Annotated in this window: 24 protein-coding genes and 1 other annotated feature; of the genes, 11 read left to right on the forward strand and 13 right to left on the reverse strand. The window is 39.3% G+C overall.

From position 1 onward, the window contains the following. Positions 1–45 precede the first annotated feature (45 nt). The 3 genes from M3226_RS17030 to M3226_RS17040 all read left to right on the forward strand — a co-directional run bounded on the left by M3226_RS17030 (position 46) and on the right by M3226_RS17040 (position 3,420). On the forward strand, positions 46–873 hold the full coding sequence (locus M3226_RS17030; protein ID WP_251567229.1) for a TetR/AcrR family transcriptional regulator: 828 nt from the start codon (positions 46–48) through the stop codon (positions 871–873). Positions 874–1,030: 157 nt separating this feature from the next. Beyond that, positions 1,031–2,287 (forward strand): FxLYD domain-containing protein, encoded by a 1,257-nt coding sequence (locus M3226_RS17035; protein WP_251567232.1) that lies wholly within the window; start codon positions 1,031–1,033, stop codon positions 2,285–2,287. A gap of 14 nt (positions 2,288–2,301) precedes the next feature. Beyond that, positions 2,302–3,420 (forward strand): S1C family serine protease, encoded by a 1,119-nt coding sequence (locus M3226_RS17040; protein WP_308211955.1) that lies wholly within the window; start codon positions 2,302–2,304, stop codon positions 3,418–3,420. A 154-nt stretch (positions 3,421–3,574) separates the two neighbouring features. Here M3226_RS17040 and M3226_RS17045 read toward each other — a convergent pair whose 3' ends face one another. After that, the gene (locus M3226_RS17045) at positions 3,575–4,819 is read right to left on the reverse strand and encodes a cation:dicarboxylate symporter family transporter (RefSeq protein WP_251567236.1); all 1,245 of its coding nucleotides are present in this window, start codon (positions 4,817–4,819) and stop codon (positions 3,575–3,577) included. A 383-nt stretch (positions 4,820–5,202) separates the two neighbouring features. On the opposite strand from M3226_RS17045, the gene M3226_RS17050 reads away from it, so the two are divergent. The 3 genes from M3226_RS17050 (at position 5,203) to M3226_RS17060 (ending at position 7,518) form a co-directional block, all read left to right on the forward strand. Beyond that, positions 5,203–5,403, forward strand: coding sequence for a hypothetical protein (locus M3226_RS17050; RefSeq protein WP_251567238.1), 201 nt, complete (start codon positions 5,203–5,205; stop codon positions 5,401–5,403). A gap of 532 nt (positions 5,404–5,935) precedes the next feature. After that, positions 5,936–6,751: a hypothetical protein gene (locus tag M3226_RS17055; protein WP_251567240.1), complete on the forward strand. Its 816-nt coding sequence runs from the start codon at positions 5,936–5,938 to the stop codon at positions 6,749–6,751. Between the two features lie 65 nt (positions 6,752–6,816). After that, positions 6,817–7,518, forward strand: coding sequence for an HAD family hydrolase (locus M3226_RS17060; RefSeq protein ID WP_251567243.1), 702 nt, complete (start codon positions 6,817–6,819; stop codon positions 7,516–7,518). Between the two features lie 87 nt (positions 7,519–7,605). Here the strand turns inward: M3226_RS17060 and M3226_RS17065 are convergent, their stop codons facing one another. The 8 genes from M3226_RS17065 to M3226_RS17100 form a co-directional block, all read right to left on the reverse strand. Beyond that, a complete protein-coding gene (locus M3226_RS17065; protein ID WP_251567252.1) occupies positions 7,606–8,175 on the reverse strand; it encodes a YesL family protein in 570 nt (189 codons plus the stop codon). Positions 8,176–8,191: 16 nt separating this feature from the next. Beyond that, positions 8,192–9,670 (reverse strand): glycoside hydrolase family 32 protein, encoded by a 1,479-nt coding sequence (locus M3226_RS17070; protein WP_251567255.1) that lies wholly within the window; start codon positions 9,668–9,670, stop codon positions 8,192–8,194. A gap of 2 nt (positions 9,671–9,672) precedes the next feature. Next, positions 9,673–10,653 (reverse strand): carbohydrate kinase family protein, encoded by a 981-nt coding sequence (locus M3226_RS17075; protein ID WP_251567258.1) that lies wholly within the window; start codon positions 10,651–10,653, stop codon positions 9,673–9,675. Between the two features lie 100 nt (positions 10,654–10,753). Continuing rightward, positions 10,754–12,361 (reverse strand): ABC transporter substrate-binding protein, encoded by a 1,608-nt coding sequence (locus M3226_RS17080; RefSeq protein ID WP_251567261.1) that lies wholly within the window; start codon positions 12,359–12,361, stop codon positions 10,754–10,756. Between the two features lie 70 nt (positions 12,362–12,431). Beyond that, positions 12,432–13,331, reverse strand: coding sequence for a carbohydrate ABC transporter permease (locus M3226_RS17085; RefSeq protein WP_251567264.1), 900 nt, complete (start codon positions 13,329–13,331; stop codon positions 12,432–12,434). 13 nt (positions 13,332–13,344) lie between these two features. Continuing rightward, positions 13,345–14,316, reverse strand: coding sequence for an ABC transporter permease (locus tag M3226_RS17090; protein WP_251567267.1), 972 nt, complete (start codon positions 14,314–14,316; stop codon positions 13,345–13,347). Positions 14,317–14,567: 251 nt separating this feature from the next. Then, entirely contained in the window at positions 14,568–15,536 is a 969-nt protein-coding gene (locus M3226_RS17095) for a LacI family DNA-binding transcriptional regulator (protein WP_251567270.1), read from the reverse strand. 180 nt (positions 15,537–15,716) lie between these two features. Beyond that, positions 15,717–17,009 (reverse strand): amino acid permease, encoded by a 1,293-nt coding sequence (locus M3226_RS17100; RefSeq protein ID WP_251567391.1) that lies wholly within the window; start codon positions 17,007–17,009, stop codon positions 15,717–15,719. Positions 17,010–17,177: 168 nt separating this feature from the next. Further along, positions 17,178–17,404, reverse strand: a binding site (T-box leader). Positions 17,405–17,589: 185 nt separating this feature from the next. Here M3226_RS17100 and brnQ point away from each other — a divergent pair. Further along, positions 17,590–18,942 carry a branched-chain amino acid transport system II carrier protein gene (brnQ, locus tag M3226_RS17105; protein WP_251567273.1) on the forward strand — a complete coding sequence of 451 codons (1,353 nt, stop codon included), beginning with the start codon at positions 17,590–17,592 and terminating at the stop codon, positions 18,940–18,942. Positions 18,943–19,073: 131 nt separating this feature from the next. On the opposite strand, the gene M3226_RS17110 is transcribed toward brnQ, so the two are convergent. Both M3226_RS17110 and M3226_RS17115 read right to left on the reverse strand, forming a co-directional pair. Then, positions 19,074–19,382: a spore coat protein gene (locus tag M3226_RS17110; RefSeq protein ID WP_251567276.1), complete on the reverse strand. Its 309-nt coding sequence runs from the start codon at positions 19,380–19,382 to the stop codon at positions 19,074–19,076. Next, complete coding sequence (locus tag M3226_RS17115; RefSeq protein ID WP_251567279.1) at positions 19,382–19,585, reverse strand: hypothetical protein; 204 nt, start codon at positions 19,583–19,585, stop codon at positions 19,382–19,384. Before M3226_RS17115 ends, M3226_RS17110 begins: the two co-directional genes overlap by 1 nt. Before the next feature lie 145 nt (positions 19,586–19,730). Here M3226_RS17115 and M3226_RS17120 point away from each other — a divergent pair, with 145 nt between their 5' ends. The 4 genes from M3226_RS17120 to M3226_RS17135 all read left to right on the forward strand — a co-directional run bounded on the left by M3226_RS17120 (position 19,731) and on the right by M3226_RS17135 (position 23,048). Beyond that, positions 19,731–19,940, forward strand: coding sequence for a spore coat protein (locus M3226_RS17120; RefSeq protein WP_205180216.1), 210 nt, complete (start codon positions 19,731–19,733; stop codon positions 19,938–19,940). 15 nt (positions 19,941–19,955) lie between these two features. Beyond that, positions 19,956–20,315 (forward strand): spore coat protein, encoded by a 360-nt coding sequence (locus M3226_RS17125; protein ID WP_251567282.1) that lies wholly within the window; start codon positions 19,956–19,958, stop codon positions 20,313–20,315. A 15-nt stretch (positions 20,316–20,330) separates the two neighbouring features. Beyond that, the gene (locus M3226_RS17130; RefSeq protein ID WP_251567285.1) at positions 20,331–21,467 is read left to right on the forward strand and encodes a zinc-dependent alcohol dehydrogenase; all 1,137 of its coding nucleotides are present in this window, start codon (positions 20,331–20,333) and stop codon (positions 21,465–21,467) included. A gap of 120 nt (positions 21,468–21,587) precedes the next feature. Beyond that, positions 21,588–23,048: an alpha-amylase gene (locus M3226_RS17135; protein WP_251567288.1), complete on the forward strand. Its 1,461-nt coding sequence runs from the start codon at positions 21,588–21,590 to the stop codon at positions 23,046–23,048. A 67-nt stretch (positions 23,049–23,115) separates the two neighbouring features. Here M3226_RS17135 and M3226_RS17140 read toward each other — a convergent pair whose 3' ends face one another. Together M3226_RS17140 and M3226_RS17145 are read right to left on the reverse strand one after the other, a co-directional pair. Continuing rightward, positions 23,116–24,036, reverse strand: coding sequence for a DMT family transporter (locus M3226_RS17140; protein WP_251567393.1), 921 nt, complete (start codon positions 24,034–24,036; stop codon positions 23,116–23,118). Positions 24,037–24,124: 88 nt separating this feature from the next. Continuing rightward, complete coding sequence (locus M3226_RS17145) at positions 24,125–26,404, reverse strand: EAL domain-containing protein (protein WP_251567291.1); 2,280 nt, start codon at positions 26,402–26,404, stop codon at positions 24,125–24,127. Positions 26,405–26,434: the final 30 nt, after the last annotated feature.

Here is a 26,434-nt window from a genome sequence, read left to right on the forward strand (position 1 = left end):
GACCAACCAGTCATTTGTCAATAAATGACGTTAGGAGCGAGTACATTGAAAAAACAACTAATTATGGAAAAAGCGCTTGAACTTTTCGCTAAGCAAGGGTTTGAAGCTACCTCCGTTCAACAGATAACGGAACATTGCGGCATTTCTAAAGGGGCGTTTTATTTATCTTTTAAATCAAAGGACGAATTGATTCTGGCGTTGATTGACCACTTCATGAATCAAATGACCTCTGATATTGACTATGTAGTCAGAAATACAAATAAGGAAGAACTTTTATATAAATTTTATTACATTATCTTCCAAACTTCTTATGATCACTCAGATTTCGCGAAATTACTGATGAAGGAGCAATCCCATACCTTTAATAATGACCTATTGGTAAAAATGCAATACTATGATCGTTTAGTCAACAAAACCATTCTTTCCATGCTGGACAAATTATATGGTAAAGCAGTCAGAGAAACGAAATATGATTTAATGTATTGTATCAAAGGATTCATGAACACTTATTCACAATTATTTTTCTTTTATCAAGTTCCACTTGATTTGGAATTGCTGTCTAAATCACTTGTGGAAAAAACAAACTTGCTTGCGCAGCATACGACGGTTCCGTTTATTTCAGAAGAGTTAATCCAAATGTTTAAGAGTCCGATAAATGAAGAGATCACTAAGGAACAAATCCTAGAAATTGTTGAACAGAAGATGCTGGAAATGGAGGAATCAGTGGAGAAAGAATCACTGCTTTTACTGAAAGAGCAGCTATTGGAGCCAACCTATCCGCCTGTTATCATTAGAGGGCTGATTGAAAATATCCGCAAATCTCCCCATTGTAAATGGATCTCCTTTTTACTTAGCCGATATTATCATTTTTAGCAGAACGCTTCTATGTGTTCTGCTTTTTTCATGAGTAGTTTAAATAAACCCTTCATTTATCCTCTAAAAAAGAGAGATAAAAATTTTGTCGACTTACACAATTCCTATTTTACTAGTATAATATACCTATAATTTCCTTTTTAGTAGGAGTGATGAAATGTATTGTCAGCAATGCGGGTCAAAGATACCTGATACAGACGCTCGATTTTGTCCCAACTGCGGGACACAATTGGCGGTAGAACCAAAACAAAAATCAACAGAGGAGCAAGCAGAAGAAAGAGTAATAGAAAATCCAAACAACGGACCACTTGTAGCCATTATCAATACAGCTGAAGAAGAAACACGTGTTCAAAAACGAAGATTTATCAAGTCCGCCTTAGTATGGCCCATTGCCATTCCAGTGTTTTCATTAGTTATCTCCGCTGGATCAGGTTACGCCTACTATAGTCATCAGATCGAGACAAATAAAAGTGTCACCTCTTTAAAAGAAAAAGCCGAAAATGATGCTCTAAAAGGCCAATATGCCCAGGCTTTGTCTTCCATAAAAAAGGCTAAAACATTAAGACCGAACTATAAAGTATTAATCGAAGATGAAGAAAAAATAACAAAGGCCATAAAGGCAGAGAGTTCATTAAAGGAAATTTCCAACTCCCTGAAAACACAGCAAATCGACAAAGCAGATTCACAGATTAATAAATTGAAAATAACACTACAAACACTAAAAGGCCCACTTTACGCTCTACTGAATAACCAATTAGAAGAGAAATCAACAACTCTGGCCGTTGCAAAAATAAAAGTAGAAATCAATCACCTTAATACAGTCGAAGAGCTTGCTGGAAAATTAAATACCTTATCTTCACTTAGTTCTTCAGAGACGGATGAAGTCAAACGGTTAATTTTAACAAAAGTGGTCGAATTGACGACAAAAGCCGCAGAAACTCAACTGGGTGAGAAAAATTTCACTGAAGCAATGACGACCGTTGATAAGGGTCTTGAATATGCAGCGAACGACACGAAACTGCTGTCTTTTAAAGACCGAATAAAGGGTGAACAGGCGTCATTTGAGAAAGCAGAACAGGAACGGATTCAAAAAGCGATAGAGGTGGCAGCTCAAGAAGATCTAAACAACCATACCGCAGCTGTTACCATCGACAATTTAAATGTTTATACGGATGAGTATGGTGACCTGCATATTACAGGTGACCTAAAAAATCATGCTACGGTATCCATTTCCTCTATCAAAATCTATTATACAGTCTATGATGTAAACGGGGATTCCCTTGGGACGGATTATACATACGGAGATCCTTTCTACTTAGAGCCTGGTGAAAATGGCAGTTTTGATAATTACCAATATGGGGTTTATCAGGATTGCACTGTCAAAATAACTAAAATTACTTGGGAATTAGATTAAAAGGGGAAATGATGATGAAATGGCTTATTAGTGTGGCTAGTTCGCTGCTTATTTTAGGAACTGGCGGGGGCCTGATTTTTTACTGGCATCAAGAAATTCCTGCCCAGTTAAAAAACACCTCACTGTTCGTACCGAATGTAGCAAAGGCCAAAGTGTCAGAGAAGAAGTTAAAGGACATTATTCATGATGTTCAGAAAGAAGTTGTCATGATCCAGCAGGAGAATGGCACCTTGGGTTCAGGGTTTCTCTATAATAAAAATGGGGATGTTATTACAAATGCACATGTGGTGAGCGGGGCCAAAACCGTCAAAATTAAAACGGCTGATGCCAGGGAGTTTCAAGGAACGGTGATTGGAATAAGTCAGGATGTTGATGTTGCCGTTGTTCGTGTCCCGGGATTAGCCTCTGAAGAACCCTTACAGATAAGTCAAAAGAAGTCGGATGTGGGTGAGGAAGTATTAGCCCTTGGCAGTCCACTAGGCTTGCAAAACACAGTCACAACTGGGATTATTAGCGGTGTCGGAAGAGACTTTGACATTAAACCTTTTCATTATAAGGATGCTTATCAGATATCCGCTCCGATTGCTCCTGGTAATTCAGGCGGACCGTTGATAAACCGCAAGACTGGTGAAGTCCTTGGAATTAATTCTGCTGCAACAGATCAAGGTTCCATTGGTTTCAGTCTTCCAATCGTTACTATTATGTCTCTTGTAGAAGGATGGTCGAAGGCTCCAATGACAGAGTTACCTGACACCACAATAGAAACCGCCTCAGCAGATGTGAGTGAAGATGCGGACTCACCAGAAATAACGGCTGGTTATCTTGTTAACTATTTTTATGAAAGCCTAAACTCTCGTGATTATGTCACAGCTTATTCTTTATTGGGAAGCTCCTGGCAGAGTAAAACAGGGTTCTCCAAATTTCGAAACGGATACTTAACCACAAAGTCTACCACGATAGGCGATGTCCAAACCACGAAGGATGGAGATAGCATTTCTGTAACGGGGATTATTACGGCGGTTGATTTGGTAGATGGAAATGAAAATTATGCTAAATTTAAGGTAGAGTATAAAGTTGGATATGAAAATGACCAATTAAAAATTATAAGTGGGACAGCCAAAGCCATTCATTAGGGTAAAATCTCATCAGTTGAAATTCCTATGTTTTTTTGCTCCAATCTGAGCAGAACACGCGAATGGTGTTCTGCTCTTACAACTTCTCCAGACCATTTTTAAGAAACAAAAAAACAGAGTGCAATAATCTGCATCCCTGTCTCCATTCATCTATTTAAGCTGCTATTTTACCTTCATCTTTAAGCTTATGACCTTCCCATTTCGAGATCACAACTGCAGCTAGAGAGTTACCAACAATATTGACACAAGTACGAGCCATATCAAGAAGACGGTCAATACCGGCGATAAACGCAAGACCTTCAACCGGAATTCCCACGCTTCCTAACGTTGCAAGTAGAACCACGAAAGATACCCCTGGAACACCGGCAATACCTTTAGATGTTACCATCAAGACAAGAACAAGCGTAATTTGGTGCGTAATACTCAAGTGAATTCCATACATTTGCGCAATGAACAATGCTGCAATCGCTTGATAAAGCGTGGATCCATCAAGGTTAAACGAATAACCGGTTGGAATAACGAAAGAAGTAATCGCCTTTGGACAGCCAATCTTCTCCATTTTCTCCATGATTCTCGGAAGAACAGCCTCCGAGCTTGCTGTAGAATAACCAAGTAATAGCTCGTCTTTTAAATAAGCTAAGAATTTAAAAATATTAACTCCTGCAATCTTCGCCGTAATACCTAGGACAACCAAAATAAAGAAGATCATAGCACCATAAACAACGAGAACTAATTTTCCTAATGGAATAAGTGATGACAAGCCGAATTTTGATACCGTCACACCAATTAGTGCAAAAACGCCAAACGGTGCAAATTTCATCACTTGGTTAGTAACCCAGAACATGGCATCGGCAGTACCTTTAAAGAAGTTGATAATCGGTGTACCTTTTTCGCCAATCGCAGCAATACCAAGTCCGAACATAACAGAAAAGAAAATGATGGCTAGCATATCACCATTCGCTAATGACTGAATGATGTTGGTTGGGACGATATTAACAAACGTATCGGCAAAAGAATGAGATTCAGTTGTTTTCGCCGTTTCCACATACGTATTAATATCTGTTTTAGCTAGGTGTGAACGATCGACACCTGTTCCAGGATGGAAGACATTAGCAAATAGTAATCCCAACACAATCGCAATAGTAGTGATAATTTCAAAATATAGTAGGGTTTTGCCGCCAAGTTTACCAAGGGATTTCATATCGCCAGTACCAGCAACCCCAACAATAATACTTGAGATAACAATTGGTACAACGATCATTTTAATTAAGCGGATAAAGATATTCCCAATTGGCTGCAAAAAATCTGCTACATGAGTATTTCCGTAAAATATCGCGCCTACGATAATACCTAATGTTAAACCAATGAAGATTTGCCATGCAAGACTAATTCTTTTCATAACCTCTCTCCTTTTCCTTAATAATTTATCTAAAATTTATTACTATATACATAAAAGTATAAATTAGGTTTATTCAACATCATATCATGATACTACAATATAATTCTAGACATTTTTTTCGACATGCACAACACTGAAAATAATGGCAGCATCCAATTTTAAGTGCTTTTTATTACTATCGTAATAGTATTAAATTCCTGTGAATAAGATAACAATTAGATATTTCGGAATATTCCTCGTGGATATTTATACCTATTTTAATTATATTTCCAAGTGACTAAGTCTATAAAAAAGATGGTTATATCCTTAAGACAATTGCATAAAATAGGAAAAATCCGTCCATACTTTCAGTAGAAAAAGAAATAGTTTTGGAGGTTGCGTCAATGGGGAGAGATTTAGAGAGCATTTTTAGGGAGTTAAAACTAGTAAAAAGCAAGGAACTGGAAGAGTGTAATATGGAGCTCGACAGCCAAAATAACAACCTGGTAGTGAAAAAGGCATTATTAGTGTATAAACATGAACTTCTCGAATGTTTAGAGATGTACGACGTTTATCTAGATAAAAAAGAAACTCTTTTATTATAGTGAAAGGCTCCTTTAGAAAGGGGCCTTTTTCCATTCCATTTTAATAATACTTCCCCCGGCCGCTGAATAATTATAGATATGTGAAAGGGGAAATAAAATGGACAATCATGGTTTCTTTCAATTTGTACTCTATAAACTCCTATCTCTTTCAGTCCAACTGATCTTACTTTATATCCTTGTCCTATTGTGTGAATGGTTTGCCGAAAAAAAGGGCTATAACCTATTCGAACGGTCGTTTTTAGTCACGCTCGTCTCACTGCCCATATTAACATTCATAATTTGGACAATCATTATCGCTAGATTTAAATTGTTTTAGAAAAACAAAATGATCCTAAAATCAGCTCAAATTGCCAAAAACGGCTCCAAATTTTACTTTTGATGCCCAAAAAGGCACTTAAAGCCTCTAAAACGCCTCCAAATGCGAAAAAGTGGAATTCGATTTACCTTGTTAAACCCGATATCGTGGAGATGCCAGATACGTCAGATTCGCTGACAAACGGCACCAATTTTAGCGATGAAAGGGTGTTAGCAAATGTGCAATCTTAAGTCAGGAAATATTGAAGGATTCGAACAGTTTTCGCAATTCAGTTCACTTCAGGAATTCAATCACCATATCGAGATGTGGATGTTAGAACATAAGCAAGATTTTTCAAAAGGAGAATTAATGGGATTAAAGAGATTGGTACGTTACGCAGCGAAAGTCCCCGGCGTTTGCAATGCCAAAATCGGCACCATCTTAAAAGCCATCCACGAAGAATATAAGGACCTCGGCATCTCTCGTTCTACGTTTAAACGGATGATCCTTAAAGCCACGAAATTAGGTATTCTCACTGTCTTCGAAACCGAAAGAAAAAATGGTTCACAATCGAGCAATCTGTACCAGTTTAGTCGTTTTCCCTCAAATGAACCACCTAAAGAGGAAATAATGACCCACCCTAAAGAAGCTAGTAATCTTTTAAAAACTGAAAAAGATCAAAAGATAAAAGAACGTATAGAAGAACCGTTAAAATTTGATCATACATACGTAAGCGACCGTGTTCCACAGCCTTTTGTTCAACAAGTTAAATACTTCTTTAACGATGCAAAAACCATCGAAGAGTTTTGGAAAACAGCTAAAATCACGGCCTACCGCAATTCATGGGAGAAGGATTCAGAGATGATCCTTGATGTTGCCATTCAATCCTTTAAGCAGCTGATTCGAAAGCTAAAGTTTGACCGAAAGATTAAGAATCCCTTTGCCTATTTTTACGGGATAACAGAAATCAAATTTTGCAACCTTTTCCATAAAAAGCTCCATGATGAGTTTGAGTTGAACGATCAAGAAATCGAATTTAGAATCGTTTCCTAAAACGGCTTCCTTTGAGTTCTTCATTTTACTATAATAGAAGAATGTAATGAATAGGAGTGTAGCGCATGAAATCGATTTTCTTCGACCTAGATGATACATTATATGACCAACTCCAACCCTTTCAAGAAGCGTATACTAGAGTTTTTTCAACGTTCACCGATATTTCGATTCTAGACCTCTTTAAAAAGAGCCGCGAGTATAGTGATAAAGTGTTTGCGCTGACAGAGTCTGGAGAAATGTCATTAGAAAAGATGCATCAATATCGCATGATCAATGCCTTTAAAGATTTCGGATATACGATTACGACTGATGAGGCGGATGCCTTTCAAAAGGAATATAAAGACCAGCAATATAAGGTCACCCTTATTCCAGAAATGAAAAATATTCTTCAATATTTAAGCAATAAGGGCATTCCTGTATATGTGACAACAAACGGTCCTTCCACCCATCAGCGGTTGAAACTAGAATCACTAAATCTCTCACAGTGGTTACCAAAGAACCATATCTATATCTCTAGCGAAGTGGGCTATGCAAAGCCACACAAGGATTTCTTTGATTATGTTAATGAAAAAACCAATACATCGAGTTCCAATTCCTATATGATTGGGGATTCTTTTGAGAATGACATAGCAGGAGCCCATCATGCTGGTTGGGGCTCAATATGGATTAATGACAAGAACAAAGCAAGGACGATTGAACATATTCATCCAACATATGAGACAAATTCCTATCAGCAGCTTGAAGGGCTGATAAAATTACTATTTTAGGCTTCTATTTTTATAAAGTTTAAATTAATATATGGTCCTTACACTTTACAATTAGAAAAAGCTGCACCAGATGTGCAGCTTTTTTAGTTATGTTAAGAATAACTTATGGCAGATAGTATATGACACATAGACAGAAACGCTTCCAACGATAAAAATGAGTACCGGAACTAAATAGATAAGATACATTGAAATCAGTAGAATCCCAATTAACAAGAGTGTTGATATAGGAAAGGAAATGGCCATAGTAAGCGAATTTCGAATTATATGCTTCCACTTGGTCTCAAGATGAGCCATAACCGGAAATAAATAAACTGTTACAGATAAAAATAATAGAGTCAGCACCCCAAGAATACCCGTGATTAACAAGTTCGAATGCACCAGTTGATAATTGAAGAAAATCAAATAGGCTAAAACAAACCATAAGAATGAGATTCCCATGCTTTGAAAAAAGCATTCCCGGAACAACAAGAAGAAGCTTCGAAAAACTCCGTCTGTTTCTTTGCCCATTACCCATTTACGAGTCACGCCATACATCGCGGTCGTTGCCGGAAAAATCGTAACCACAGGCAGGCAAAGGAGAAGCCAGATCAAGTCCAATAAAAAAAGGTCTACAATTCGCTCAATGCTCCTTAGCATTCGACTATTCAGGATATTCATGGATGACTTCCCCTTTTTATTTCCAGATTGAGTTTAAATGATAGACTTCTAATGAGACTAGCTTAACATCCCCGCCAACGGCAAACAATGCTAATCCCTCGCTTTCACTGCTCGGAAAAATCAAGTCCGTCATGGTGGTTTTACCGCTGTTTGCAAACACTTCAACCGAAGACCAATCCAGGAATAAATGAAGCTTCACTCGATTTCCTTCTGGTTCAACTCTAGCAGTATGTCGACAAGCGAACAACGGATGGAAGGATGAATCACCAGATCGTTGGCGATCGATGAAAAGTTCTTGTTCCGTAACATCATAACCAATAATCGTTTTTTCTTCACTTGACGTTCTTACTTCAAAACCGAACTCAGTTGCAGAATTTAGTTCAAATTCAGCTAAAATTTCGATTTCTTTGCCTTTGCAATCAGCAAGTAGATTCTTGGAATTTGGGTCAATGAATAAATTTTTCCATTTGCTTTTTTCTGTCCGGATACTCTCTATTTCCTTTACAGGAGTTTGGGTTAATCGGATACCATCCGATGTGCTACTGAGCGATAACTCCCTCGGCAAAGTCATGGCACTTCGCCATTCTTTCGTCGGCGTGATATTGGCATATTTCCAATTACTCATCCAGCCAATAAATACCCGTCTTTCCCCCAATGTATCTGACCAAGTTACTCCTGCATAATTATCGCGTCCATAGTCTACCCATAGAATGGTATCATTTGGGTTATCATTGACAAAGGTTTTTCCGTCGAATTCTCCAATAAAATACTGTGTTCGTGAACCTTCTGGGTGAGCGTCGTCGTTGCCGATGCTGACAATCATGATCCATTTCTTTTTGTCCGTCTCACCAATTGGCAATTCAAACAGATCCGGACACTCCCATACACCCTCATGAGAGCCTGCTTCTCGTCCAAATTCACTTGCAAAGTCCCAAGTTTTAAGGTCATCTGAAAGGTAGATTCTTACATGGTCCCCAACAGCCAAAACCATGATCCACTTATTCGATTTTTGATGCCAAAACACTTTTGGGTCGCGGAAATCTAGACAATTTTCATCCATTAAAACCGGGTTTCCCTCATATATATTCCAAGTTCTCCCTTTGTCCGTACTATAAGCAATGCTTTGCGTTTGCTTTGGTCCATCGGCTGAAGTGAAAATGGCAACAAGGCCTGTTCCTCCGTTAAAAAATCCACTCGAATCCTTCCAATCCACTACCGCGCTTCCAGAGAAAATCGCTCCATTTGCATCAGGGTATAAAGCAATCGGCAGATGCTCCCAATGAATTAGATCCTTGCTTACCGCGTGTCCCCAATGCATTGGGCCCCAAACCGTGCTATAGGGATGATATTGATAAAACAGATGATATTCGCCTTCATAATACACCATCCCATTAGGGTCATTCATCCAATTCGATTCCGGTGTAAAATGAAACTGAGGCCGGTAGTTTTCTATGTATTTCTCTGAACTTAGCAAATTTGATTGATCCAATACCATAGTTACACGTTCTCCTTTGTCGTCGCTTTTGAAGTAATGAGTGTAAGAGTCTCATTGAGAGTAGGCATACTTAAAATCGCACCTCTTTTGGTTGTAGCTAATGCACCTACCGCGTTTGCGAAAGAGGCTATTTCCGTTAATTCTTCCTTCGACAAGTTATCAATCTTGCCATTTTTCTCAAGAACTTTGTAAAGAACTCCTCCAAGGAATCCGTCTCCTGCTCCGGTAGTATCTTGGACATTCACAGTATATCCCGGTACAATGCCTGTATTTTCTCCATGCCTAAAAAAGCAGCCATTTCCACCTAAAGTGATAAACAGTAATGGAACCTGATAATGATCACAGATGATTTTCGAGCCTTTTTCTAAATCGCTAACCCCAGTAAGAAACACTAATTCTTCCTCGGAAATTTTTACGACATCGGACAATTGAAGTCCTTTGAACATCATCTCTTTGGCATAATCTAGATTTCCCCATAACGACTCCCGTAGATTAGGATCAAAGGATATAAGTACCCCATTTTCCTTAGCAAAAGAAGCGGCTGCCAGTGTGGTCTCAGCAGAAGGGTTATGCGTCAATGAGAGAGATCCAAAGTGGAAAATTCTCGAATTCTTAATAGTATCAAAGTTTACCTCATCTATTTCTAATGTTGTATCCGCCCCAGGGTCCCGATAAAAGCTAAATGTTCGGTCTCCCGTATGATCTAAGTGAACAAAAGCTAAAGTTGTATTTGTATGTTCCGAGATAACTACCCCTGCAGTATCCACATGTATTTGTTCCAATGTATTTCTTAGAAAAATACCAAACCGATCGTTTCCAACTTTCCCTATAAATCTAGTTCTTTTTTGAAACTTAGATAATACGGCTAAAACATTTGCAGGAGCACCGCCTGGATTCTGTTCAAACAATGTCCCTCCATTTTCGGAAAATCCGGAAGGTGTAAAATCAATTAGTACCTCCCCAAGTGCTGTAATGTCGTACATGTATGTTCACCTGTCTCCTTATTTTTCAGTGGACCTTAGTAAAGATAAGGCAGAACAAAGGAAGCACCCTTTATGTTCTGCCCTCTAATGAATCCATGAATTATTTATTGTTCTTATTAAATTTATCAAGACCTTTTTGGTATAGTTTCATTAGTTCCGGAAGTCCCATTTGGTCTAACTGTTTTACATAGCTATCCCATTCCTTCTCAATTCCACCATCTTGCAGCCAGTGAGCTTGCTTTTGATTCACAAACTGAGTAATATCGGTTTGCAGCTGATTGACTCGTTTGGTATCTTCTTCATTAAAGAAAACCTGTGGATAGTTTTCTTTTTCTACATATGGACGATAATACTTGTCTAATATCGCTAAACGATCTTTTGCACGCGGCTCCATATCAACCACTTTTCCAAAGTCTTCTTTCAATACCACGAATGGTCCTCCAGGAGCTACTTTTTGACGGAATTCACCCATTGCAACTCCAGCCGGAAGTTCTCTATTTACAAGCATTCCATTTGCATCTTCATCATAAATTTCACCCAGTGGACCCCAGTCAACCTGAGCAGATTCTTTTGGTGCATATAACTGGTCTACCCATCTTGCCGTAATTTCTGGATATTTATTGGCCTTTGTGATCACAAATGCATCGCGGCTGTATTCAGAGTAATTAGAACGACCAACAATTGGAGTTCCGTCAGTTCCTTTAAGAGGCGGCAGAACCTCATAATCATCTTGACGGTCTGTTCCGACTAATTCAGTGTCTTCCCACCAGATAAAGGAACCAAGTGTCTCGTCTTTTGTTTTACCTTTTGAAAATAACTTCGCTTGGTCTTGAGTCGTTGCTTCAGGATCAATGATTCCTTCTTTCACCCACTTATGGTAATAAGCGATAGCCTTTTTATATTCCGGTTGAACCGCACTGAAAATCACTTTCCCATCACGTACGATACGGTGGTCATTATTGTCAGGAACACCAAAGGCAGCAATCATATCACCAAAGTTTCCACACCAGCCATTAAATAAGTACGTTAATCCGATCTCATCCTTTTTACCGTTACCGTTTGCGTCTTTATCTTGGAAGGCCTTTAGGACATCGTGGTATTCTTCAAGGGTAGTCGGCATTTTTAATCCTAATTTATCCAGCCACGTTTTGTTTATGTACATGGTGTTTGGAAGTCCAACAAGGTCCATTTCCTCTGCTCTTGGAAGTGAATAAATGTGCCCATCAGGAGAAGTGATAACACTCCTTAGAGCAGGTCTTTCTTCCAATCTCTTCTTTAAATTAGGCATATACTTATCTATTAACTCATCGAGAGAAATGAGCGTACCATCTTTTGCATATTTCACGATATCTAAATCTGTAAATCCGGAATTATAAAACGCATCTGGTAAATCCCCGCTTGAAAGCAACAGGTTTTTCTTCTCTTGATATCCCTCACTTGGGATATTATTCCACTTCACTTGAACATTCGTCTGTTTCTGCAACTCTTTAAACAGAGTCATATCTTTAAAATTTGGAGCTAAAGAAGATTTCGGTGATACAAAATTTAACGTAATGGATTTATCCACAATCGGTAAACCCGTTTCATTCATCTTAACATTGACTTTCTTTTCACTTGCACTGCTGCTTGAACTATTAGAACAACCAGCGAGAATAGTAGATAAACCAATAGATAAAACCAGTGAATTCCTAACCCATGACTTTTTCATGTCGTGTTCTCCCTTTATGATATTTTTTTATTCTTATATAATGGCGAAATTGTTTTAGGTATCTAAAAGATCATCCTTTTACTCCGCCAATTAAAACTCCTTTTACAAAATGTCTTTGAACAAATGGATAAACAATTAACAATGGAAGGGCTCCTACAATAATAATTCCGTATTTAATAATCTCTCCTACTTGCTGCTGTGCTGCAAGATTGTCAAGGTCACTCAGCATTTTGATGCTCAACTGATTTTGAGTCAGGATATTTCTTAAGATCAATTGCAATGGATAAAGACTCTCATCATTTAAGTAAATGAGGGCATCAAAGTATGAGTTCCATTGTCCAACTGCGTAAAACAGAACCATAACGGCAATGATTGGTTTAGAAAGTGGCAGTACCACTTTCAAGAAAAATTTGGTGTTAGAGCATCCGTCAATTTTCCCTGCCTCAAGAAGTTCATTTGGAATATTCTCTTCAAAGAAGCTTCTGGCTACGATCAGATTCCAAACGGCGACTGCTTTAGGAAGGATCATTGCCCAGATCGTATTAAGCATTCCTAAATCCTTAACCACTAAATAAGTCGGGATTAATCCCCCATTAAAGAACATGGTAAAAAGGATCACCATCATAAAAAAACCTTTTCCGTAAAAGTCCTTGCGCGATAGTGCATAAGCTGCCATTAGTGTCAGTGAAACCTGTATTACCGTTCCTACAACGGTGTATACGACAGTATTCTTATACCCAAGCCAAATTTTCGGATCACTAAAAATCCGCTTGTAGCCTTCAAAGGTAATCTCCTTCGGGAAGAGCCATACTTCACCGTTATAAACCATATTCGGATTGCTGATAGAAGCAATGATGACGAAATATAAAGGATACAATACCGCTAAGCAAATCAGCGATAAAAATATCGTGTTGACAACATCAAATATTTTATCTTCTTTTGATTTAATGGTTTTTGCTGCTTGTGTCATGTTTATTTCCTCCTCACCATAACCCTGATCCAGAGAATTTCTTAGCCGTTTTGTTGACAATAAACAGTAAGATCAAGTTGATTATGCTGTTAAATAATCCTACAGCGGCTCCAAAACTGTATTCAGCCTGCTGCAAACCGACTTTATAGACGTATGTCGGGATAATTTCCGCTGCCGGTTGGTTAAGAGGCGTCTGCATAAGGTAAGCCTTTTCAAAACCAATATTCATTAAATTCCCAACTGATAATATCAGGAGAATAATCGCCGTTGGCATGATTGCAGGGATATCAACATGTAAAATCCGCTGCCATTTATTGGCGCCGTCCATTGTTGCCGCTTCATGAATTTCCGGGCTGACTCCCGCTAATGCCGCGAGATAAACGATACAAGCCCAGCCTGTTTCTTGCCAAACTCCTGAACCGATATAAAGAGGCTTAAACCAGCTCGGTTCTGACATAAATGCGATGGCCTTCCCACCAAAAAGTGTGACAGCGCTGTTAATTAGTCCCTTGTCAGAAAAGAAGACAAACATCATACCTGCAAGAACCACGATGGAAATAAAGTGCGGTGCATAAATGACTGTTTGTACAAATCGCTTATATTTTTCATGAATCATCTGATTCATCAAAAGAGCAATAATAATGGGCATCGGAAATCCGATTATCAGTTGAAAAATACTTAAACCTAGTGAATTCTTGATTAAATCCCAAAATTGATAAGAATGAAAAAATCGTTCGAAGTGTTCAAATCCTACCCAAGGGCTTCCTAAAATTCCGAGTGACGGGGTAAAATCTTTAAAGGCGATTAAAACACCATACATAGGTACATATTGGAATACAATAAAATAGATGATGGCAGGCAATAAAAAGAGATAAAGCTCATAGTTTTCGAGAATTCTTTTGACCCTGCTTTTCTTGTTTACATTTCCCAGTGGAATGGCTGTTGCTTTTAAAGAATTAGTGGAAGCTTTTAAGGTTAATTTCATAATATCTCCCTCAACTTTTTTAAAAATAAATAAAACTCGTTTGAGCAGGCTATGTATCTAGTAACACGTATAGCTTAGAATGTACTCAAATTTAGATGTTGAAACGTTTCCAATAATAGATAAAAAAATTTAGCAGCTTTTTCATTTGGTTTTGGGGGATTCAGTCAATCTCTTCTGCCCATTTAATCTTGTATTTCATGAATCCCCAGATATTATGTTGAAACGTTTCCAAAGATAGATAAAAAAATTAATTAGGTTGTTTCACCTTTTCGATAGTGAATTGGTATTCGATAAATCTCTTGCTTTAACTCTTTTCCTTCAATTTTTCTTAAAAGAAGGTTGACAGACATTCTCGCCATCTCTTCAACTGGCTGCCTAATGGTCGAAAGGATAGGATGAAACAAATCATTGTCTTGGATTCCGTCATAGCCAATCACTTTCACATCTTCTGGAACGTTCAAACCTTTTTCTTTTGCCTTTTTAATGTACTTAGCAGCAAGAATATCTGTATTGGCAAATATTCCGTCTACTTCACCATGCTTTTGAAAGAAACGCTCGAAAAATACATCATCGTCGTAAACATCGCTGGTTTCTTCAAATGTGACATATTCTATTCCTTGAAGTTTTGCTTCGTCTTTAAATCCGTCTTTCCTTAGAATGACTTCACTGTAAGCATAACTGGTTATTCCAAGATAAGCGGCTTTTTTTACTCCTGCCTTTGCTAGTTCTCTTGCAGCAATTCGCCCACCTTCATAGTTGTCAGAGGTCACACAGGTAATTTTTGTTCCAATATGACGGTCAATGCTAATAAATGGGATGTCGGTGTTCACATTTTCTTCAATGTCATTGTAGGTGAGCCCGATTATACCTGCCACTTTATTTTGGTAGAACATGTCAAGGTAATAGACTTCCTTATCAGGCCTTCCCCCACTATTGCAGAGCATGAGTTTATACCCTTCCTTATCGAGTTGATCTTCGATGTAATAAGCCATTTCTGAGAAGAACGGGTGCCATATACTAGGGAGCAAAAGGGCAATCATTTTCGATTTTTGCATTTTAAAATTTCTTGCCACTTCATTGGGTATATAGTTTAATTGTTTGATTGCATCATTCACTTTCTTGATGTTCTCAGATGTAACATTTGAATGATTATTAATTACTCTTGAGACGGTGCCAACTCCAACTCCTGCTAAACTGGCAACATCTTTAATACTTGGCACTACAATTACCTCCGATATTTAAACAATTTCATGTACTCATTATTCCCTCGTGGAAACGTTTCAATTAACTTATATGCCTATCTTATCACCCAATTGGAAACGTTTCAATATATTTTTTAAAAAATATTAAACGGGACAGTTCTTCATGCTTCAGAAGCATGAGAACCGTCCCCATGCTTCCTAAGTAAGATCAGACCCCTTTTTACCGGCCATGCCCGAGCATATTACTAAAATGATCAGAATACCTAAACAAACAAAAATACTTAATCGGTTTTCCTCACTAAAGGCAAATGCCACACAACTAATGATCAACGCCGCTGCCGTAAAGACGGTTACATAAGGGAACCCCCAGACTCGAAAATGAGGCAGTTTCTTGTATGTTTTACGAAGCTTGACCTGCGCCAAACAGATTGCAATCCACACCACTGCGACCGTAAACCCTGGTATGGCCATCAAGTACCCAAACACACGGTCTGGTGAAAAATACGCAACAAACGTCCCCCCGACAAGAACGACAGCACTCAAAATCACACTGTATAACGGCACCCCGTTCTTAGCCACAAATGAAAACTGTTTCGGTGCTTCCCCTTCTGCTGCTAAGGAATATAACATTCGAGTACAGCCATAGATACCTGAGTTTGCGGCAGACAATACAGCAGTAATAAGGACAAAGTTCATAATATGGGCAGAACCAGGAAATCCAACCGCAGATAACACCTGGACAAACGGACTATCCTGATTGCCGACTTCATTCCACGGAATTAACCCGCAAATGATCAGGATAGGGACTGTATAGAATATCACAATCCTCCAAATAACGCCTTTAATCACCTTAGGTAATACCTTTTCGGCATCCTTTGTTTCTGTTAACGTCAATCCAATCAGTTCTGAACCGCCATAAGAAAAGATAACAATTAATAGGGCAGAGAACACGCCTGACCAGCCGTGTGGAAAGAACCCCTGGTGCTGCGAATAGTTTTGTAGATAGTGAGTTTCATTACTAGGAATCATCCCAAATAAAATACTTGCACCTAGGATAATAAATAAAACAATCATGGTAATTTTAATACCAGCGAACCAAAATTCGAACTCTCCGTACTTCTTAACATTCATAAAGTTGATCGCCACAATAAAAATAGCGCTAATAAAACTTAATGACCATAAAGACATTGAAGGAAACCAGTACTGCAGAAAGCTTCCTGCTGCTATTACCTCAATCACACAAACGGTGAGCCACATGAAACAGTACAGCCACCCAATCACAAAGGATACTCTAGCTCCAAATGCTAATCGAATAAATCCTTTCATATTCAGACTAGGATAGGCAATCGCCATTTCGGCAATGGCACTCATGACAACAAGCAGCAATATGCCTGCGAAAAGATAGGAAAATATAACAGCAGGCCCCGCAATCGATACCGTTTCCGATGTCCCTTTAAATATACCTGTGCCAATGGCTCCCCCGATGGCCATCAATCGGATATGCCGTGGCAATAATCTTTTTTGTAATTCCAAAATAGTTTCCTCCTATTTAATATAACTATGAAAGGGTCGCTGATTTACCGCAATGGGTAGCTGGACACTCCCTCGGGCAATGTAAAAAAAGCCCAACAAACACAAAAAGCCCCTACTGATCCTATCAGTAGGGACGACTTTTTATCGCGGTACCACCCTAGTTGCAGACAAAGTCTGCCTCTCGACTTTGTTAACGGTCCATCGACCGTCTTTCCCTCATAAAGGTCCACTTTATTTCGAAAAAGATGCTCAGGGATCGAAGTTCATCCTTATCTTGTACTGATTTGCACCTTCCATCAGCTCTCTGAAAACAGTGAGATAAGCACTACTAATATTCCCTTCATTGCTCAATTATGTAAATTTTAAAGAATTAGTTCCAAATTTCAAGTATGTTCTGTATTATAAAATTTGAATTATTATTCTGTCAATAATTTTTTCAAAATAATATATTAGGAAAGATTTATATCAGCAACTCCTATAGCTTACTACAAAAAAAGGTGTTAAAATAAATCAAATTCAACAAGAAGGAGCACATATAATGCAACAAAAAATATCCTTTTCAACCTATGCAGTCATCGGTACCATGCTGTTCGGAATGTTCTTTGGTGCAGGTAACTTAATTTTCCCTATCCAAATGGGACAACTTGCCGGAACAAACTTTTGGCCAGCTCTAATCGGCTTCCTAGTTACAGCGATAGGCCTCCCGTTTATGGGCATTTTGGCATTTGGTTTATCCGGAAGTAACGGCCTGCGTGACTTAGCAGGCCGTGTCCATCCAGTATTTGGCGTCGTGTTCGCAATGGCTCTATACCTAACCATTGGACCATTTTTTGCGATTCCGCGTACAGCAACCGTACCATTTGTGGTTGGTTTCGAACCGTTTATAAATCCAGAACACACCAGTTTATATCTCGGGCTCTTTAGCTTCCTATTTTTTGCCATCGTATATTATTTCTCATTAAATCCTGCAAAAATTATCGACTATATCGGAAAATATCTAACACCGGCATTTTTAGTTTTTTTATTCTTCCTAATTATTATTGCGATCGTCAAGCCGATGGGACACTTCGATAAGCCGACAGGCGACTATCGTGGATTGGCATTTATTACGGGCTTTAAAGAAGGATATAATACGATGGATGCCCTCGCATCACTAGCTTTCGGGATTGTTGTCATCAATGCTATTAAGGGACAAGGCATCACCGACACGAAGACGATTGCGAAAGCAACTTGGAAATCAGGTATCTTCGCTATGGCGCTAATGATGCTGATTTACGGCCTCATTACGTATATGGGGGCATCCAGCGTATCGGCTATCGGTACATTCGATAATGGCGGGTTGATCTTTGCTAAGGTTGCTCAGCATTATTTCGGACCATTCGGTGCGATTTTACTTGCGATTATAATCGTACTAGCATGTTTAAAAACTAGCATTGGCCTAATTACATCGTGCAGTGAATTTTTCAATAGTGTTTTTCCAAAAGTAAGCTATAAAATGTTCGTACTAATCCTATGCCTGGTATCATTTATTATCGCCAACTTTGGCTTAAACAATATTATTCAATTTGCAGTACCGGTCCTTATGTTATTGTATCCTTTAGCGATTGTTCTGATTTTGTTAGCGCTAAGCTCCTCATTATTCAAGCATAAGCAAAGTGTCTATGCTGCGTCTATGTTCCTTACTTTTTGTGTTAGTTTCTTCGATGGATACAGCACATTAGCCAGCAGTTTACCTGGAGCGACTAATACTTTATTCGAATCGATTAAGTCGGCTTACATTGAGTATTTACCACTTTACAGTATTGGCCTTGGATGGATGTTACCAGCCTTAGTCGGTGCGATTATCGGTTATTTTTGGCCGACGAACTCTAAAAAAGTGGCAATAGAATAATAACAAGAAAACCACCCTTTAAACGGGGTGGTTCTCTTGTTATATGGAACTTTTACTAAACCTTATATCTTCCTCAGCTTTAAGATAAAAAACCCAACCTCCATTCAAAAAGTGAAGTTGGGTTTTCCCTATTAGCTATTTGATTTTTCAGCCAGGTTTGTTGCTGTACTTGCAGCAGTCAAATCAACCTGGAGCTGCTCACTCAACTCATGTGGATGATAGTATCCCTTTGCAATCATATAATTGGTAATATTCTCATGGGTTTGAATGGCATCTCTTAACTGTGCTCTTAAAGCAGTTCGTAATTCTGGAGTAGCCGCTTCAGTAAGAGCAACCGTATAGTTTCTTACCCCTGCTTTGGCAGCGATTAAAAAGTCGGTGGCGATCACCTGATCGGTCATCCCGCCCATCCCCATCAAATTTTGAATAAATGAGTTCATCACTGCGCCTCCCGATTGGTTAAAAATTGCTGTAATTGTTCAATATGAAGCTGGCCAGTTGTAACATCATTTTCAAGTATCGTTTTTAATTCTTCATCCTGAACGAGTGCCCCCATTGTGGCTGATTTGGTCAGACAAAGGTTTTTAAAGGTCAACAATTCATGTAAATCGAGAGTTTCATGAAGCCCCAAAAATTTTACCATTTAGTTCACTCCATTAATTTCAGTCTTTTCGTTCCCTTATATTTTCAATAAATTGTGATCTATATTCATTATTTTTTTAGTTTAAATTGATTTGTTTGGAGAAAATATCTCTAGTTAGAAATGTTAAGAAACGGAGGTGCGAAAAATGGACCAAGAAAAATTAGCCTTACACGAAACATTAGAAACGCATGAAATTATTAATTTTAAAACCGTCTGTCTGCTTCGATCTAAATTAATGCAGGGAATTTGCTTCAATAATGAATTAAAACAATTAATGGAAAAAGATGTGAAGCAATCCATTCAGGATATAAATGAACTACTCCCCTTTTATAAACAAAGCCAAATACTTCATTAATCTGGAGGTGAAAAGATGCAAGATTATTTAGACCCACGGAATGCAGAGGGCATGCCTAATTTAGCAGATTCCACGTTTGCCATGGATTTTTTAATATCAGTTAAAAGCGGAATTCGCAATTATGGCTTTGCGATTACAGAGACGACAAACCCTGAACTAAGAAGAATACTAACCAAGCAACTCGAAGCCGCTCTTGATTTACATGGCGAAATCTCCGATCTCATGATAAAAAACAAATGGCTCCATCCTTATAATTTTAAAGATCAGTATCCGATTGACCTAAAAGGCGCAGAAACGGCGGTACAAATCGCCCAAATGACTCTCTTCCCTAATGACACGGACAGGGGCGGAATGTTTGCTACACCAAATGAATAAAAGGAGGGGTACTAGATGAAAGCTGTTACTTACCAAGGGATTAAGAATGTAGAAGTGAGAGAGGTAAAAGATCCCTCAATTAAAAACTCAGATGATATTATCGTAAAAGTTACATCCTCCGCGATCTGCGGGTCCGACCTCCACTTAATTCATGGCATGATTCCCAATACGCCTACGGATTTTGTGATTGGTCACGAACCAATGGGTGTGGTCGAGGAAGTGGGACCAGATGTCCGAAACCTAAAAAAAGGGGATCGGGTCATTATCCCTTTTAATGTGAGCTGCGGAACTTGCTGGTATTGTCAGCATGACCTAACCAGCCAATGTGATAATTCCAATCCACATGGTGATATGGGAGGTTTTTTTGGATACTCCGAATCAACTGGAGGCTATGCTGGCGGGCAAGCAGAATATATGAGGGTACCGTACGGGAATTTCACCCCTTTTAAAATCCCTGAAAATTGTGAAATGGAAGATGAGAAACTGGTATTGCTTGCAGATGCGGCCTCGACAGCTTACTGGTCTGTTGATCATGCTGGTGTGAAAGATGGGGATACAGTCGTCATTCTAGGCTGCGGTCCCGTTGGCTTGCTTGCACAAAAATTCGCCTGGTATAAAGGAGCTAAACGGGTCATTGCTGTTGATTATATTGACTACCGTTTGCAGCATGCCAAACGGACCAACAACGTGGAAATTGTCAATTTTGAACAGCATGAAAACACAGGCCTCTACTTAAAGGAAATCACGAAAGGCGGAGCTGACATCGTCATTGATGCAGTCGGGATGGATGGCAAGTGGACACCGATGGAATTTCTGGCAAGCGGTCTAAAGCTTCAAGGTGGAGCAATGGGTGCCATTGTCATTGCCAGTCAGGCAGTTCGAAAAGGCGGCACGATTCAAATCACCGGTGTCTATGGCGGACGCTATAATGGTTTCCCACTCGGAGATTTATTCCAGCGAAATATCGACATAAAAGCAGGACAAGCACCCGTTATTCCTTATATGCCTTTTCTTTATGATTTATTTTCATCCGGAAAAATCGACCCTAGTGATGTAGTAACACATGTCCTCCCCTTAGATCAAGCAAAGCATGGTTATGAAGTATTTGATACCAGAACAGAAGATTGTATAAAAGTAGTGTTAAAACCATAAATAAGCGCGGATAAGCGCGGGGACGGTTCTTGCTCCTTTTGCTCCCCCTGGATTAACTTGGTGTCTAACTGGGTAAACACTCTATGCTCGATGATTTGATGAACAAGGGGGAAGCAGTGCATGGAAAGAAATAAAACGATTATGCAATTTTTCGAGTGGCATCTAGAACCGGATGGCACTCATTGGACCCGTCTGAAGGAAATGGCCCCGCAACTAAAGGAAAAAGGCATCTCCTCCATTTGGATACCTCCCGTGACAAAAGCGTCCTCACCGGACAATAATGGTTATGCTCCATACGATTTATATGATCTGGGTGAATTCAATCAAAAAGGATCCACTCGGACAAAGTATGGAACGAAACAGGAACTAATCGAAGCCATATCCGCGTGCCATAACTACGGCATAAAAGTTTATGTAGATGTCGTGATGAACCATAAAGCAGGGGCGGACGAAACTCAAACGTTTAAAGCGGTTGAAGTCAACCAGGAGAACCGGATGGAAGATATATCGGAACCCTTTGAAATTGAAGGCTGGACAAAGTTCACCTTTCCAGGACGTGCAGGAAAATATTCTTCTTTTCAATGGGGGTTCGAGCATTTCAATGGAACTGATTGTGATGAAAAGACAGGAAAAATAGGAATCTATCGAATTCTAGGAGACCACAAGGATTGGAGCAAAAACGTCGATCACGAATTCGGCAATTATGACTATTTAATGTTTGCCAATATTGATTATAACCATCCCGAAGTCAAAAAAGAAATGATTAAATGGGGCGAATGGCTTGCTGATACCCTTAACTGTGATGGATACCGTCTCGATGCCATCAAGCATATAAACCATGATTTTATTCGCGAGTTTGTAAATGAGATGCGTAAACACCGCGGCGAGGATTTCTATATGGTAGGGGAATTCTGGAAACATGATTTGCATGCCTGCCAGGTATTCCTTGATCGTGTCGACAATCATATCGATTTGTTTGATGTTGCCTTGCATTATAAACTGCACCAAGCCTCCATCGAAGGAGCAGATTTCGATTTAACCCGCATCTTTGAAGACACCCTTGTAAGTTCTCACCCCGAGCATGCGGTTACCTTTGTTGATAATCATGACACCCAACCAGAGGAATCCCTGGAATCATGGGTCCAAGACTGGTTTAAGCCTAGCGCTTATGCCTTGATTCTTCTACGGCAAGAGGGATATCCATGCATTTTCTATGGCGATTATTATGGTATTAGAGGCCCAGAGCCTGAAGAAGGAAAAAAGGAAATTCTGGATTCTCTGCTTTTTGCCCGCTATCATAGAGCTTACGGGGAACAGCATGATTACTTCAATCATCCAAATACAATCGGCTGGGTTCGGCTTGGTGTTAAAGATGTTAAGCATTCCGGATGTGCTGTTGTGATTTCCAATGGAGATGATGGAGAGAAAAGAATGTACGTTGGCAAGAGAAAAGCTGGCGAAACATGGGTAGACCTGACCAACTCAAGGGATGAGCAAATTGTCATCGAAGAAGATGGATATGCGACTTTCCCAGTTAACGGAGGAAGTGTTTCGGTATGGGCTTGCGTTCCTAAAGAGTAAAAATAAAGGGCTGTTACTTGAATTCCAGTTTCAAGAGAACAGCCCTTTTATTTCACTAACTATTTTTTTACGCTGAATGGTTTCCTTGTTTAATAGGACTTTTGAGATATGATCTCAAATTTGGCAGCGAAATGATGATGGTTCCAAGGATAATCGTTAATGCACCTATTCCGGACACCCAGGAAAGTGCTTCATGATAAAAAACCACCCCTAGCAGCATCGCAAGAATCGGTGAAACAAACAGCCAGGTCGAAGGGAAAACCGGATTTGTTTTCGATACAAGCCAGTAATAGAGACTATGCCCTAGCATCGAGCCAAACACAATTAAATAAAGATAAGAGCCAATCGCTGCCGGACTTACCATAGCACCCCAATGAATATCTTCCGTCACGAAAGACAAGAGCATCAACAGGATTCCGCCATGCATCATTTGAACCGCATTCAATGCAATTGGGGATACCTGATCAAACTGATTGATGACTCTTTTTGAATAAATCGTTCCCGATGCATAAAAGACCTCACCTACGATAATGAAAAGACAACCCGCCAACACAAACGTATCCATATGAAAAGTAAAGCTTGGTAAAAGGAGAAGAAAAACCCCTACGATTCCCACCAAACATCCAATAAAGGAACTGGAATCAGCCTTCATTTTTAAAATAAAGGTTTGGATGAGCAGGATCATCATCGGCCCTGTGGCCGATAAGACGGCTGCCGTTCCGGATGGGACGAACTGCTCTGCCCAATATAAAGTCGCAAACGTACCAAATGTTAATCCAATCCCCGAGAGCAGCATCTCTTTACGAAAAAACAAACCAAGAGCGGCCCTTCTTTTTATCACCATCAACGCAAACAGAACCAAACCGGCTATAAAAAAACGGAGTCCTGCCGATAAAAATGGCGGCACACCTGCATCAATCCCAATCTTTATTGCCAGAAAAGTCGTACTGAAAATCAAACACATAAATAAATAACCAATAATAACCAAGACTATTCCCCCTTTTGCTCCATTATAGGGGATGCTGAATAGAACAGATGAAGAAGAGCAGACCAGATTGTAAGCAAAGGGACGTTTCTCATGCTTCGGAAGCATGAGAAACGTCCCCGTGCATCTTGGGAAACCTAACCTCAACGGTTGTTCCTTTATTTTCTATGCTTTTTATGGTAATGGTCCCATTAAGCTGTCTGATGATTCTAAAGCATAACATTAAACCAAGACCGGTCCCTTTTTCTTTATTGCTAAAGAACGGCTCTCCCAGTCTTTTCAGACGGTCTTCACTTATTCCTATGCCATTATCGGTAATACTAATAAGGACATACTTATTTTCTAAACTTCCAACAATTTGAATACTACCCTCGTTTACCATAGCTTCCATACTGTTTCTAATGATGTTAATGAAAACCTGTTTGACTTGATTCACATCACACATAATGGGTGGGAGCGGATGGTTATTTTCATGATAGATTTGAACATTTTTCAGATTGGCCTCTGGACGAAGCAAGGTCACAACATCTTGAAGGATGGATCTTAAGTCAGACTTTTTCATTTTGAATGGTTGTGGTTTAGCCAGGTTTAAAAATTCTTGAAGAATATCCTCAATCCGTTGAAATTCATCAAAAATAACGTTAAAATATTCCGGCTTATAGATCCCTTGCTGGAAGAGCTGGATAAATCCTTTTATGGATGTCATCGGATTTCGAATTTCATGCGCAACACCAGCAGCTAGTTCTCCTACTATGGCTAATTTCTCTGATTGTGCTAATTGCTCTTCTGTTCTTTTTTTATCTGTAATATCGCGTCCGACGATAATAAAATGGTTTATTTCACCATGACTGCCGAACACAGGTGTACAGATCCCCTCAATTAAGACCCAGTTTCCATTAGCATGCAAAAAACGCGCTTCCATTCGAGAGGAAGGATTCTTATTTAGGATTTGTTGATACCGTCTCATGACTTCATCCCTGTCTTCGGGGTGAATTAACCGGAATGAGCTCCCTCCCTCGTAGGATTTTGTTGGGGTCCCAAGTACCCTGCCAAGTGAAGGAGATGCATATAAAATCTTCCCACGGCTATCCAGCAACATAAGGATATCACTCATATTCTCTGTTATAAGGCGATACCTGGACTCACTTTCTCGCAAAGAGATCTCTGTCTGTTTTCGCGCGGTTATATCCACACACGAACCAATCACCTCGACGATCTCTCCGCCTTTTTTAATAGGGCGTAAACTAGCTAGATAAAGAATTCCATTTATCTCGTCCTCATAATGAACATGTTCTTCCCCATCCCATGCCCTCTGGTAGTAGGCTGTTTTATTCAAGGCATTTTCCAAGGGGAGAAATTCATCTAATCTTTTACCCACTACTTGTGCAGGGATCAACCCCATTCTATACAGTAATTCCCCATCACAGAGGGTGTGAACAAATTTGCCGCCTATTTTTTTATACTTAAAAATCATTCCTTGTTGCATCCGAACAGTATCTTCTAACTCTTTTTTCGCTTGATTTAGCAGCTCCTCATACCAGATACGATTCCTTGTACCCTCGGGGATTCCGTATTGATTTACAACTTGTTGAACCTCAAAAAGTTTTTCTTTTAACTCAGTCGCCGGCATAGGTTTACTAAAGAAATATCCTTGCCCCTGATCACACAAATGCTGTTGGAGAAATATGAGCTGTTCCTTAGTTTCGATTCCTTCCGCCACAACCTTTAAGTTTAAATTGTGAGCAATGGAGATAATCGTTTTCACAATCGCCTCATCATTCGGATTGTGATGAAGTTCTTTTACAAAAGACTGGTCAATTTTTAATGTATCAATCGGGAATTCCTTTAAATAATTTAAGGAACTATATCCTGTCCCGAAATCATCAATACTGATAGAAATTCCAAGCTGCTTCAGTTGTTGTAAGGATGAAATGGTATGCTCCATATCAGACTTTAAACTCTCGGTTAATTCCAACTCTAGATAGTGCGGGTCAAGTCCTGTTTTTTGGAGAACTTCTTCAATCGTCTTAACTATATTTGAGTTACTAAACTGTTTTGGTGATAGATTCACAGAGACCACTGTGAAAAAATCTTCATGCTGCCAATTTACCGTTTGCCTGCAAGCAGCTAGTAAAACCCATTCCCCAATCGGGATGATCAAACCTGTTTCTTCGGCAATCCCGATAAAACTTTCTGGTGAAACCATTCCCCATCTAGGGTGATTCCATCTAATTAACGCCTCTACTCCAACTAGTTCACCTGTTCTCAAATCCAGCTTCGGCTGATAGTGAAGGAAAAACTGGTTCTGTTCAATCGCTTTTTGCAGCTCGATTTCAATTTCTTTATCTATTAAAAAATTTGATTCATTCACAATTTATACCTCATTGGATGTTGATAAAAT

It is taken from the genome of Neobacillus cucumis, from assembly GCF_023715505.1.

Excerpts from the sequence above, each read along its gene's own strand:
- M3226_RS17130 (WP_251567285.1), top strand. The coding sequence starts at position 20,331 with ATGAAAGCTGTTACTTACCAAGGGATTAAGAATGTAGAAGTGAGAGAG.
- M3226_RS17045 (WP_251567236.1), bottom strand. The coding sequence starts at position 4,819 with ATGAAAAGAATTAGTCTTGCATGGCAAATCTTCATTGGTTTAACATTA.
- M3226_RS17040 (WP_308211955.1), top strand. The coding sequence starts at position 2,302 with ATGAAATGGCTTATTAGTGTGGCTAGTTCGCTGCTTATTTTAGGAACT.
- M3226_RS17065 (WP_251567252.1), bottom strand. The coding sequence starts at position 8,175 with ATGAATATCCTGAATAGTCGAATGCTAAGGAGCATTGAGCGAATTGTA.
- M3226_RS17085 (WP_251567264.1), bottom strand. The coding sequence starts at position 13,331 with ATGACACAAGCAGCAAAAACCATTAAATCAAAAGAAGATAAAATATTT.
- M3226_RS17070 (WP_251567255.1), bottom strand. The coding sequence starts at position 9,670 with ATGGTATTGGATCAATCAAATTTGCTAAGTTCAGAGAAATACATAGAA.
- brnQ (WP_251567273.1), top strand. The coding sequence starts at position 17,590 with ATGCAACAAAAAATATCCTTTTCAACCTATGCAGTCATCGGTACCATG.
- M3226_RS17135 (WP_251567288.1), top strand. The coding sequence starts at position 21,588 with ATGGAAAGAAATAAAACGATTATGCAATTTTTCGAGTGGCATCTAGAA.
- M3226_RS17055 (WP_251567240.1), top strand. The coding sequence starts at position 5,936 with ATGTGCAATCTTAAGTCAGGAAATATTGAAGGATTCGAACAGTTTTCG.
- M3226_RS17110 (WP_251567276.1), bottom strand. The coding sequence starts at position 19,382 with ATGAACTCATTTATTCAAAATTTGATGGGGATGGGCGGGATGACCGAT.
- M3226_RS17080 (WP_251567261.1), bottom strand. The coding sequence starts at position 12,361 with ATGAAAAAGTCATGGGTTAGGAATTCACTGGTTTTATCTATTGGTTTA.
- M3226_RS17035 (WP_251567232.1), top strand. The coding sequence starts at position 1,031 with ATGTATTGTCAGCAATGCGGGTCAAAGATACCTGATACAGACGCTCGA.
- M3226_RS17115 (WP_251567279.1), bottom strand. The coding sequence starts at position 19,585 with ATGGTAAAATTTTTGGGGCTTCATGAAACTCTCGATTTACATGAATTG.
- M3226_RS17075 (WP_251567258.1), bottom strand. The coding sequence starts at position 10,653 with ATGTACGACATTACAGCACTTGGGGAGGTACTAATTGATTTTACACCT.
- M3226_RS17100 (WP_251567391.1), bottom strand. The coding sequence starts at position 17,009 with ATGGCCATCGGGGGAGCCATTGGCACAGGTATATTTAAAGGGACATCG.
- M3226_RS17060 (WP_251567243.1), top strand. The coding sequence starts at position 6,817 with ATGAAATCGATTTTCTTCGACCTAGATGATACATTATATGACCAACTC.
- M3226_RS17125 (WP_251567282.1), top strand. The coding sequence starts at position 19,956 with ATGCAAGATTATTTAGACCCACGGAATGCAGAGGGCATGCCTAATTTA.
- M3226_RS17050 (WP_251567238.1), top strand. The coding sequence starts at position 5,203 with ATGGGGAGAGATTTAGAGAGCATTTTTAGGGAGTTAAAACTAGTAAAA.
- M3226_RS17120 (WP_205180216.1), top strand. The coding sequence starts at position 19,731 with ATGGACCAAGAAAAATTAGCCTTACACGAAACATTAGAAACGCATGAA.
- M3226_RS17090 (WP_251567267.1), bottom strand. The coding sequence starts at position 14,316 with ATGAAATTAACCTTAAAAGCTTCCACTAATTCTTTAAAAGCAACAGCC.